The 11387-nt window shown below is 44.3% G+C and carries 12 protein-coding genes and 1 tRNA gene; 4 read left to right on the top strand and 9 right to left on the bottom strand.

Annotated elements, in window-relative coordinates; translation table 11 throughout:
- On the bottom strand, nucleotides 1-765 hold a 765-nt coding region (locus tag CVD19_RS23740; RefSeq protein WP_180953778.1), incomplete at its 3' end, for an ATPase, T2SS/T4P/T4SS family.
- A 130-nt stretch (nucleotides 766-895) separates the two neighbouring features.
- Here CVD19_RS23740 and CVD19_RS23735 point away from each other — a divergent pair.
- The 3 genes from CVD19_RS23735 (at nucleotide 896) to CVD19_RS23725 (ending at nucleotide 2364) form a co-directional block, all read left to right on the top strand.
- Nucleotides 896-967, top strand: a tRNA-Gln gene (locus CVD19_RS23735).
- Between the two features lie 375 nt (nucleotides 968-1342).
- Complete coding sequence (locus tag CVD19_RS23730; RefSeq protein WP_101585651.1) at nucleotides 1343-2044, top strand: helix-turn-helix transcriptional regulator; 702 nt, start codon at nucleotides 1343-1345, stop codon at nucleotides 2042-2044.
- A gap of 74 nt (nucleotides 2045-2118) precedes the next feature.
- Nucleotides 2119-2364 (top strand): DUF2626 domain-containing protein, encoded by a 246-nt coding sequence (locus CVD19_RS23725; protein WP_101585650.1) that lies wholly within the window; start codon nucleotides 2119-2121, stop codon nucleotides 2362-2364.
- Between the two features lie 92 nt (nucleotides 2365-2456).
- Here the strand turns inward: CVD19_RS23725 and CVD19_RS23720 are convergent, their stop codons facing one another.
- Both CVD19_RS23720 and CVD19_RS23715 read right to left on the bottom strand, forming a co-directional pair.
- Nucleotides 2457-3533 (bottom strand): class I SAM-dependent methyltransferase, encoded by a 1077-nt coding sequence (locus CVD19_RS23720; RefSeq protein ID WP_101585649.1) that lies wholly within the window; start codon nucleotides 3531-3533, stop codon nucleotides 2457-2459.
- Nucleotides 3534-3682: 149 nt separating this feature from the next.
- Nucleotides 3683-4315: an MBL fold metallo-hydrolase gene (locus CVD19_RS23715; protein ID WP_101585648.1), complete on the bottom strand. Its 633-nt coding sequence runs from the start codon at nucleotides 4313-4315 to the stop codon at nucleotides 3683-3685.
- Nucleotides 4316-4540: 225 nt separating this feature from the next.
- On the opposite strand from CVD19_RS23715, the gene CVD19_RS23710 reads away from it, so the two are divergent.
- Complete coding sequence (locus CVD19_RS23710; protein ID WP_101585647.1) at nucleotides 4541-4717, top strand: DUF2759 domain-containing protein; 177 nt, start codon at nucleotides 4541-4543, stop codon at nucleotides 4715-4717.
- A gap of 37 nt (nucleotides 4718-4754) precedes the next feature.
- Here the strand turns inward: CVD19_RS23710 and CVD19_RS23705 are convergent, their stop codons facing one another.
- From CVD19_RS23705 to CVD19_RS23680, 6 genes are all read right to left on the bottom strand, one after another.
- Nucleotides 4755-5066 carry an MTH1187 family thiamine-binding protein gene (locus tag CVD19_RS23705; protein WP_101585646.1) on the bottom strand — a complete coding sequence of 104 codons (312 nt, stop codon included), beginning with the start codon at nucleotides 5064-5066 and terminating at the stop codon, nucleotides 4755-4757.
- Between the two features lie 22 nt (nucleotides 5067-5088).
- Complete coding sequence (locus tag CVD19_RS23700; protein ID WP_101585645.1) at nucleotides 5089-6246, bottom strand: hypothetical protein; 1158 nt, start codon at nucleotides 6244-6246, stop codon at nucleotides 5089-5091.
- A 161-nt stretch (nucleotides 6247-6407) separates the two neighbouring features.
- Nucleotides 6408-8291 carry an LTA synthase family protein gene (locus CVD19_RS23695; protein WP_101585644.1) on the bottom strand — a complete coding sequence of 628 codons (1884 nt, stop codon included), beginning with the start codon at nucleotides 8289-8291 and terminating at the stop codon, nucleotides 6408-6410.
- Nucleotides 8292-8561: 270 nt separating this feature from the next.
- Complete coding sequence (locus CVD19_RS23690; protein ID WP_101585643.1) at nucleotides 8562-9527, bottom strand: ROK family glucokinase; 966 nt, start codon at nucleotides 9525-9527, stop codon at nucleotides 8562-8564.
- 25 nt (nucleotides 9528-9552) lie between these two features.
- Nucleotides 9553-9756, bottom strand: coding sequence for a YqgQ family protein (locus tag CVD19_RS23685; protein WP_101585642.1), 204 nt, complete (start codon nucleotides 9754-9756; stop codon nucleotides 9553-9555).
- Nucleotides 9757-9918: 162 nt separating this feature from the next.
- Nucleotides 9919-11379, bottom strand: a complete 1461-nt coding sequence (locus CVD19_RS23680) for a spore germination protein (RefSeq protein WP_101585641.1) — start codon at nucleotides 11377-11379, stop codon at nucleotides 9919-9921.
- Nucleotides 11380-11387 lie beyond the last annotated feature (8 nt).

The following is an 11387-nucleotide window of genomic DNA, read 5'->3' as shown; positions in this document are numbered from 1 at the left end:
GAGCTGGAGTTTTATTGATTCCTTTGGCATATCTATGCATTGTTCTATAATGTTGACAAGATGGCCGGTCAAAGCTGCGCGCACTGCGATTTGAGCCGTTTCCCTGTCCCTGATCTCCCCGACCATGATGATGTCAGGATCATGCCTCAAAATCGCTTTCAACCCGGCTGAGTAAGAAATTCCTGCCTTTTCGTTCACTTGTACCTGCAGAACCGCATCACTCTGTTTTTCAATCGGGTCTTCAAGTGTAATCACATTGCGGTTTAATATATCGGAAGATTCGTTGATAAGCGAATATAATGTGGTCGTTTTACCGCTTCCGGTTGGCCCGGTCAGGACAATGAGTCCGTGGGCATGCTTCAGGAGGGCGATGAGTTTTCGTGACATGGATGGGAATAAGGAGAGCTGAAAGGAGTTAATTTGATTTTCCTGGGGCAGCAGGCGGATGACCATGCTTTCACTTTTTTGGGCAGGCAGGGTGGAAATCCTTAAGCCGATGCGGCTGCCCTTGTACCTGTATGAATTAGCTCCGCTCTGGGGGCGCCTTTTTTCACCGATATCCATCGATGCAGTGAACTTAAAGTGTGAAATGAGCCGGTCACAATCACTTTTATCAAGGGTAATATGGGGGAGCAGCTTGTTTCCGAGACGGAATTTGATGAGGGTATCCTTTTCGCGGGGAATGATGTGGATGTCTGAAGCACCATTTCGGAGGGCATCCTTTACAATGCTGTCTGCTAACAGTTCAATTGACTTTTCAATCATTAACACCACCTTTCTTGGTTATGAATAAAGGTTTCGCCAAGGCCGGGCAGTTTCCTGCAAAATTCCGCAATAAATTATGAATAAAATGTGACATCCATCCTAATAATATTGAAAGTTGAACGATAATTTTTGGGCTATAGCCAAGCGGTAAGGCAACGGACTTTGACTCCGTCATGCGTTGGTTCGAATCCAGCTAGCCCAGTAGAAAAGAAAGCGCTTGTCCAGCCCCGACAGGCATAAGACGAGCCCCGCAGCAAGGTGCTTTTTACCTTCTGAAGGGGATTGGCTTATGACCCGAGCTGCTCAAAGCTAACGCTTATCGCAAGATGCTCGAGAAGCTTATTCAAGCTGATAACTGGCTCGGCGCTGCAGCTGGACAGTACAAATGTGGACTTTTACCAAATAACCACCTGTCGAATTTCCTTTTTTCGTTAAAGTTCCCTATTTTTGTTCATGATTTCGCCATTTAGTTGTGAACATTTTCTAAACATATGGTGTTTACAGTGTTAACCTCATTCCCATGTTTCTACGACTGTATTATACTTAAGGAAATTATAGTGGTCTGAGGTGAATTAAGGTGGAACAAACATTAAAGATAACAAGTGTTTTGTCTGACCCAACCCGTTACTACATTTACCAATACATCACCAAGAGGCATAAGGATGTAACTGTACAGGAAATCGCCGATAACTTTGAAATTCATCCAAATGTAGCCCGTCTGCATCTTTCAAAGCTTGAGGATGTGAACATGCTCGTTTCTGAAACAAAAAAGACCGGCAAGGGCGGACGTCCGAGCCGGCTGTACCGGCTGTCGGATGATATGATCCAGTTAAACTTCCCATTCAGGGATTATCAGCTGCTTTCCAAAATCGCGATGATGACGATGATGTCGCTTGGAGAAGCAGGAAAACAGGCTCTCTATGTTACTGGAAAACGTCTGGGCACCGAACTGGTGGAACAGGAGATTTCAAGGCAGCCCCAACTGGCGGAGGATTTATCCTTTGAACAAAAAATGAATATTCTTAAGGGTGCCGCTGTAATGGCTGGTTTTTACCCAGAGTTTGAGTCTGATAGTGAACAGACAAAGATTTATTTCCAAATTTTCAATTGTCCATTCAAGGAAGTGGCAATTGACCATTCTGAAACTGTCTGCAATATGCATTACGAGTTTTTGAGAGGCATGTTCGAATCTCTGTTCCAGAATGTTGAACTGATAGAAAAAGAAAACTTGTTGGCCGGTTGCGATTCCTGCACCTATCAGGCTGTTATCGCGCAATAAAGAATATTTACATTATAGTTCCCTTTACTTTATAATAATAAGTGATGGACTCAGGGTAAAAGGAGGGATTGGCTATGGATCGGATGTACAGGGTTTTGGGATTCTGGACCGGGATTTTCGCGGTAATGTTTTACTTGGGCGACATGTACCAAACATCATTGCTTTTCTTTGGCCAAACAGGCTTTTTCGTCCTGCTTAGCTACTTAAAGCTGTCCGAACGTATGTATATTTATATTTTTGGGGCATACCTGACTGTGTTCTTTGCAGGATTTACATACTGGACAACTTTTATGATGGTACCTGGAGCAGGCGGACATTAAACGCTACTTTTTAATTATTCCACTTCAAAATTGTCCACCGGTTTTATGAAACGTTGGACATAAAAAAGCGACGGATTTGTTCCATCGCTTTTTTATTTTACTATATGCGCACTTTTTCCCTGGACGATTACATGAAAAGCTGCACTCATTCCACCAGGGATGATCAGGCTGCGGATTGCCCTGTTGCGCTTGCTTGTAGCGGAGAAGGGGTTTGGGTCATAATTTTCTGCTAGTTCTTCAAGGATCCCGTTTTTCAACAGGAACTCATCCTGCCGCAATATATCAATGCAACGCAATCCATGTGCCTCGCCCTGCCTTAATAGCGCGTCAAAATGGACATGGCTGGTTATATCAGCTTCTCCTGGCTGCTCCAATATATTGTTGATCATTGCGTGGTTATGATAACCTCTTAAACTTCCTTTACGCCTCGCAGGTTCCATCCATTCTTCAGAAAAATAGCCATAATCGACTGTCAGTACAAGGCCTCTTGTGAGAACACGCGCCATCTGTTTAACGGTTGGTTCCATTGCGAGCGGAATCTCCATCCTCTGCCCTTCAGCCAAATTGATCTTGTTGTCCTGTAAAAATCGCAATATTTCTCCATTGTTCACCGGAACGAGCTGTTCTGTAAATACATGGCCGTCCTGAACTGTTATCATGGCCTCCATTATTGTTCCCTTTACCTTTTGAACGACGTGCACAGGAAGTGCGTCAAACAGCTCATTAGAGAATACAAGACCTTCAAATGCCTCCAGTTCATCCAGGCTCCGATATTGGACGACATTGCTGTATCCTTGTAGAGCTTCTGACTGAAGCCTCCGGTGGTATGGGCTCATTTCCACAATGCGGTACTCGAGAGACCCGCCCGAATGCCGTCTCCATCCGTCTATGAATGCCCTGGCAAATCTGCCGTTCCCTGCTCCAATTTCACAAACAACAGGCGGAAGATTGTGATTTGCCGATTGTTCCGCATACCATTTAGAGATGGTCTCCCCGAAAACGTCAGAAATATTGCTGGTGGTAATAAAATCGCCACCCTTACCAATCTTGACTTTGTCTTTCATATAATAGCCGAGCATTGGATGGTATAATGCCGCATTGATGAACTCAGCATAGGAAATCATCGCTACTGGTGAATCATTAATCATTTCCTTGATGATATTTTTCATATTTTCCCCCTCATCGCCAGTTTTCACTATTGACACAGTGTTTTCTTTATTATATTGTTTAAATAGTAGCTTAACTATATCCCCTCCCATTAATGAATAGAACATCCCCAGAAAAACCCTTCTCAGGCGAGAAGGGTTTTTCTATTCACTCAAAATCCATTTAAAAACGGATTCGTATCCATTTCCCTGCCAATTGTGGTGACCGGCCCATGCCCTGGAAGCACCACCGTTTCTTCAGGGAGAGCCAGCAGTTTTTCATGGATGCTTCGTAACAAGTCGTCCTGATTTCCCCAGGGCAGGTCTGTCCTGCCGATGCTTCCCTGGAACAGTGCGTCCCCGCCGGCAACGAAATCTTCTTCAGCAAAATATAACGATACACTCCCAGGTGAATGTCCAGGTGTTTCATAAACGGTAAAAATAAATCCTTCCACAGACATTTCCTTCTCGTCAGTAAAAAGAAAGTCTGCTTTCTTCACACGGATCAAATTCCCCATAAAATATTGTGAGCCGTTTAAAGCCGGATCCGACAGCCAATCAGCCTCGTTCTGATGGACATAAACTGGGACGGAGTACTTTTCCCGGACTTCATCAACAGCCCCAATATGGTCGAAGTGCGCGTGCGTCAGCATTATTGCAACCGGTTTTAAGTTTTTTCCATCCACAAAAGCAAAAATCTTGTCCGGTTCCTCGCCCGGGTCAATAATCAGGCAAGTATTGTCCTCGTTCGAAATTATGTAGCAATTTGTTTGCAAAGGCCCAAGCGGAAGCTGGTGCCAGTCCATATCGAACACCTCCAATTTCAATCTTGATCATTCAGTGTTTTTATTTTACACCAAGTATGGCTGAGAATTAAGAGAGATGACTTAATTGAACTCGACAAAAGGTATAAAAAACTATAAAATATAAGCGAATGAAAGTAAACGTGTACATAGCGGATAAATTGCCTGTACGAAGATCAGGCACACAGGATTCAAGCCTGTTCATCATCAAAAAGGGGGACGTCATACATGGGATTGGTCATTATTTTTAGTTTAGTTACTCTGCTGGCAGGTTACGCAACTTTTTCTGCCCTGAAAAACAAGAACATGCTTGGCATTGTTTTCGCCGGAGGCAGCCTTGTGGTATTCGGCTGGTTCACAATCATGACAGTGATCAGTGCGGGATATCCTCCCACTGGACACTAAACACATGAAAAAGCTGCCTGCGTCGAGGCAGCTTTTTTCAATCCATTAAACTGTTCACCCTTTCAACTTTATCTTCCATCCTTCTGATTACGTCACGCCTGTCATCAATCCTCAGGTTCGTTGCAACACGCAGCACGCCTTTTGCAAACGGCGCTTCATGCATTGCCTGGATGACTTCGAATAACACCGGCAGCTCCCCTTCAAGAATTGTGTTCATCGGGGTCAGTTGAAAACGTATTTTCCCCTGCGCTTCATATTGTTTTAATAATTTTTGGATATCAGCCACATAGGAACTTACACTTGGTGAGCCGGTTCCTATCGGTATGACTGTTACATCTGCGATTGCCATGAACAAACGCTCCTTTTCATTGTTATTCTATAAGCAAAACCATTTCCCCTGCTTTGAGATCCAGCAATTTTTCAAGTTGATTGCCATACAGGCACATCGTTCCACCCGGTGAACAGCTTAGCGGTTCATTTTCCAATCCCTCAAATAATTTCTTCTGAGCCTTGCTCTTGAGATCATAGCGGACGAGCTGAAAACCATCCCCATACATGTCAGCTTCCCCGCTATAAAGCGGGCGTAAGTAAATGAAGGAGCCACCATTTTCCATCATATCATAGTATGGCACAAGCCAGCCTGAAAACGACGAAAGCTGAGGGTTTTTTATGGTGGCCAGCACCTGAAAATCTTCTGAGAAAATGTTGTATACCGCATTTCCCTGGTCTTTCTCATCAACAGAAACCGCAAGCATTTGTTTGCCGAATGAATCCAGGTGATACACATCAGGCCTGATTGTTTCCGGGCTGCCATTTGTGAGGCCCCTCTTTACGAGCGGTGCAACCAGACTCGGACTGCTATCATTCCATTCTAAATATGTCAGCTGATCATCCGAACTCCAATGGGCAAATGGCACAGGCAAATCGGCCGGGGACAGCTTTTGGTTTTTGATATTTAATAAATAGGTGGTGAAGTCCCATTCTTCGGTAAACGCAGACACTAAGACAGTATCCTCATCAAATGCACTCCATTCAAAAGAGAGCTCAAAGGATTCGACTTTTGTACTGAACAGTTCTTTCCCGTTTACTTCCAGAATCGTCAAAAGTCCTTCATAAGTAGAAGGTGAGGAATGGACCAGCAGTTTATCCCTTGACGGGCTGACCTCAACGGTAACAATCGGGTATTGGCTTTCAAAAAGAAGCATGCTCTTCCCTGATCCAAGGTCATATGAAAACAGGTTGGAGCCATTGTTAAGGTTCGTCAAATAAATTATTGTATCGTCATCTATCCATCCGATGATCTTTTGAAAGTTTCCTTCCGTTATTCTAATAGGAACTGCCTTATTTCCGAAAAAGGACAGACCTGGATTTTCTTTTGACCTGACCATCCTCTCGCCGGTTTTCGGGCTGTTCGAAGCATTTGGCTTAGGCTGTTTGGAACAGCCTTGCAATCCCACTGTGGAAGCAACAAGCAAGATAAGCAAAAGGCCTATGACGGGCATACACATCATTTTCTTCCTTCCAGTCACTTCCACACCCCCGGTTCCCAGTTATATATGAGTACGTATTAAACTTTTAAATGTTTCACTCATTATATAATTTTGTGCAATGATAGTCTGCCTAAATAACCTGTAAAAATTAAATTTATGAATACAAAAAACCTGCGCTTATATTTTGCGCAGGTTTCATATTATCTGGACTTATTATCAAGCGGATTGCCTACACCTATTTGCTGGTAAAACCTTAACAAATCACCGTAAATGATTTTATCCGAGTACTCAAGCTCATTTTTTGCCTTTTCCATGAACGGCTGGCATGCGTCCTTATCGGCCTGCTCACCTGTTGCTTTATCATAACAGATATCGCGTGTGTAAACGTAATCCTTCGTAATAAAGCTTCCGTCACGGAGAACCGTAAAGTCCATCCGCTCTTTGTTAAACAAGTCCGTACCGAACTCCATATCATTCTTCGTATCTATACCCAGAAGATGCAATATTGTCGGTTTTATATCAATTTGCCCCGATACGGTCGAAACCGTTTTGCCTGTATGCCCTGGAATGTGGACAATTAAAGGAACGCGCTGCAGCTGCGCACTTTCAAATGGAGTGATCTCCTTGCCCAGATACTCGCCCATTGCTTTATTATGGTTTTCAGAAATGCCGTAATGGTCCCCGTAAAGTATGATGATTGAATCTTCATATAACCCTTCGTCCTTCAGTTTCTGTACAAAAAGCTTTATCGCTTCGTCTGTATAGCGGACTGTCGGAAAATAGTTGTTCACCGTCTTATCTTCCGACGTATAAGGCTCTATAAACCTGTCCTGTTCCTCCAATTCGAACGGGAAATGGTTTGTCAACGTAATAAACTTGGCATAAAAAGGCTTTGGCATTTCCTTTAAATGCTGGACTGACTGGTCAAAGAAATCGATATCCTTCATTCCCCAGCCAACAGAATTTTCTTCGGTTACCTCGTAATCAGGCAGAGAATAAAAACGTTCGTAACCGAGCGATTTATACATGATATCGCGGTTCCAGAAACTTTTATTATTGGCATGCAGTGAAGCAGTAAAATAACCGTTTTTCCCAAGAATTTCAGGGGTCGCATTATATTCGTTCCCGGAATGGGTAAAGAATACAGCACCCCTGCTTAACGGATACAGGGAGTTTTCAACAAGGAACTCCGAGTCGGAAGTTTTGCCTTGGCCCGTTTGATGATAGAAATTGTCAAAGTAATAGCTTTCTTTAATAAAGTCGTTCAAAAACGGAGTGATTTCCTGGCCATTCACTGTCTGGTTTATTACAAAATTTTGTGTGGATTCCAATGAGATAAGGATGACGTTTTTTCCCTTTGCAATCCCAAACATATCCTTATCCGGTTCCTTATAGTTGGCCTTGTCGTAGTTGTCAATGTCAGCCAATTCACTGCCGTCGGCAAGTGCACGCTGGGCAGAGGATTTAGACTGCAGGAACGCATCATAAAGGTGATAATTGTACGTTCCGATATTCTTTACAAGAATTTCCCTGTCAAAGGTCCTTGTCAGCAGCTGGGGCCGTTCAGTTTCTGCCATTCCAAGATTGAAAAATCCAATCGCCACAGCCATTAAAAAGAACGCGCGGCGGCCGAGCTTTGAGTAGTTATGGTATGCGATAAAGCCGGGCTTCCATTTAACCAGTGCAGCCAGGATAATGAAATCGGTGAAATTCAACAAATCCGTCCAGTTCACCAGTTCATTGACACTGCTGCCAAGATCACTCATATTGCTCGTCTGGAACAGGACAGGGATCGTAAGGAAATCATTATAAAAACGGTAGAATACTACATTTGCGAACAATATTGCCGATATTAGGAAACTCGTAATCAATATATACCGCCGCTGGCTTCTTTCTTTCATGAAGAGGCTGATCCCAAAGATAAACATCAGAAAGCTTAATGGGTTTATGAACAGGATGAACTCCTGCTTCCAGTTTTCGATTTTAATATCAAAGCTAGTTTTATAGACAATATAGGTTTTTAGCCATAGCAGCACTGTTGCGACAGCAACGAGCGATACCTTTGACCATCTGTTTTTTTCCATCTGTTGCGACCTCCTGTTATAAATAACAGATATACGAAAAATGGGTGGATATTTTCTCCAAAAAGAATCAATGATAATCTTAATACTTTTTTTACAGAAAATCAAACCCAAATTAAAATGCAAATACTATACTTAATCAGTTGCAGTATTTTCATTTTCCACAGTATAAGACGATTGAAACCATAAAAAGTTTCAAAGTCTGTCCCAAATAATAAAAAATCAGACTAAGGTCTCAGGAGGGTATCGCACCACATTCGTAATCTGTACAGGTCACAGCTTATTTTTGGCGAGCCAGGCAGCGCCGATTACGCCAGCATCGTTCCCAAGTGTCGCAATCGCGATTTCAGTCGATTTCGCCACTCTCGGAAAAGCAAACTTGTTAAAATGCTCCCCGACGCGTCCCAATAGTATTTCCCCGGCTTGTGAAACGCCGCCGCCAAGTACGATTTTTTCCGGATTCAATGTGTTCGCTATATTGGCAAGCACCAATCCAAGATGCAAAGCTACAGTATCGATTACCTTCAGGGCTGACGGGTCTTGATTTCTGGCCGCATCAAAGACGTCTTTCGCGGAAACCTGTCCATTTTTCACGTGAATTTCTGCCAGTACTCCTTGCTGCGCGGACTTATCCAGCTCTTCCTGCGCAAGCCTGACAATTCCGGTCGCAGACGCGATCGTTTCAAGACAGCCGGTTTTCCCGCAGTTGCATGGTGCGCCGCCTTCCGTAATCGATGTGATATGGCCGATCTCGCCTGCGGCCCCGCTTATACCGTGCACTACAGTGCCATTTGCAATCACGCCCCCTCCGACACCGGTCCCGAGTGTAACGCAAACAAGGTCTTTGGCTCCGTCACCCGCACCCTTCCACATTTCCCCAAGTGCAGCACAATTGGCATCATTATCAATAACAGCAGGCAGAGATGTCTCTACTTCAAGCAGATCTTTCAGCGGGTATTCGTCCACCCACCCAAGGTTCACAGCTTCATAAATAATGCCTGTCGCGAGATTGACCGGTCCAGGAGCACCCATCCCGATGCCGAGTACTTCCTTTTTATCATGGCCCAATTCATCTAATTTCCTGTCTATAGTTTTAGCAATGTTTGTTGTTATATTTTTGCCGCCATCAGAAACATCGGTCGGTATTTCCCACTTATGCAGGATTTCACCATAATAGCTTATTAAAGCGAGCTTTGTTGTAGTGCCGCCAAGGTCAACACCGATAAGCATTTTATCCATTCTATTCGTCCACCTTTTCTATAAATCATTTCCGTTTGTCTTTTTCAAGCTGGATTTCATGCCTTAACAGCAACAGTGCTGTTTGATATTCCTTCGTTTCAATCAGTTGGGACTGAAACAGTTCTTTAAGTTCGGACTCCATTAATTCAAGGTCCGCCAGCCTGTCTCCAATATAAATGATTGTGCCGTATTTTTTTAAAAACTGCTGAATCTCATAAATGCTTTGCAATTGATTTCCCCCACACTTGGCGAAAGTAGGCAGCCAATTTAGGTTGCCTAAATAAGTATAATTGATAGTGCCTGCTGAGCTCAAGTACCCAAAAATCTCATTAATGTACATTTAGGTGACAGACCGCGGATCGGTCAACTTAAAAAAGCGCCATGGGCGCTTTTAACGGTCTGGATCTTTCGGGTGCAAAAGTCTTGGGCGGCGGTTTTTCAACGGGATAGGTGACCGGATCAATACATCTTTGAACGCCCGCAGACTGAATGGGATGAACGGCCATAAATAAGGAACACCGAAGGAATGCATTCTCGCAAGGAGAATGACGAACAAGGTTGCCCCAATAAGAAAGCCGTACGTTTGAAATAGTGCCGTGGCGGCCAGCAACCCAATCCTCACCATTCTGTTTGCAAGGCTCAATTCATAGCTTGGAGTCGAAAATGTCCCGATTGCGGCTATCGCAAGGTAAAGAATGACCTCGCTGGTGAGCAGACCGACTTCGACTGCAACCTCACCAATCATCAACGCGGCTACAAGGCCAAGTGCGGTCGCAAGGGATGTCGGGGTATGGATTGCGGCCATCCGCAGCATATCAATCCCGACTTCAACAATCAAAAATTGCAGGAATAGCGGGATTTGACCCGGATCGTTTGGGCCAATAAAAGAAAAACGCTCAGGAAGCAGGTCTGGCTCTATCGCGAACAAATACCATAGCGGCAATAAAAATATCGATGCCCATATAGCAATGAATCGGACCCACCTTAAGTACGCGCCCACCATCGGTTTGTTGCGGTATTCCTCGGCATGCTGCAGGTGGTGCCAGTAAGTGACAGGTGTAATCATTACACTTGGAGATCCGTCGACAATGATGCAGACATGCCCTTCATACAGATGTGATGCCGCTGTATCGGGACGCTCTGTATACCTGACTGTCGGAAATGGGTTCCAGTGCCGCCCGGCAACAAATTCTTCAATCGTTTTCTCAGCCATCGGAAGCCCATCCGTATCAATTTTTGAAATCGCATCCTTTATCTGCTGTACGATGTTTGGATCCGCTATGTCTTTTATATAACAAACGGCAATATCCGTTTTGGATCTGCGGCCAGCCTGCATATACTCCATTCTGAGTGTCCGGTCCCTAATCCTGCGCCGTGTCAGGGCGGTATTAAAGATGATCGTTTCGACATAGCCGTCACGGGCGCCGCGTACGACCCTTTCTGTGTCAGGCTCTTGCGGGCCTCTCACCGGATAGGTTCTGGCATCAATGATGATTGCCTGTTTTATACCGTCTACCAGTAATACAGTCGGCCCGGCCAGAACTGTATCGGCGGCCTTGTCAAGGTCGTCGGTTGTTTCGACTTCGATATACGGAATATACGTTTTGACCAGCTTTTTTAGCATGTCAGTCTGCAGCTGTTCTTCTTTCAAATTCGCCAGGAATTTCATGATCAAATGCAAAATATCATCTTTAACGAAGCCATCGATCATGAACAGCGCCATGTTTCTGCCGACATACTCTACGTCCACCTGCAGAATGTCGAAGCTCTCGCCAATACCGAGTTCCCTGCGCAAGAATGAGACGTTTGTTTTTAAGTCAGCTTCAACCTTATTCTTCACTTGACCTTCCATAATCCACC

The organism is Bacillus sp. T33-2 (assembly GCF_002860205.1).
Classification (GTDB): domain Bacteria; phylum Bacillota; class Bacilli; order Bacillales; family Cytobacillaceae; genus T33-2.
The sequence above is the reverse complement of the archived record's forward strand: the minus strand, read 5'-3'. Positions and strand labels throughout refer to the sequence as shown.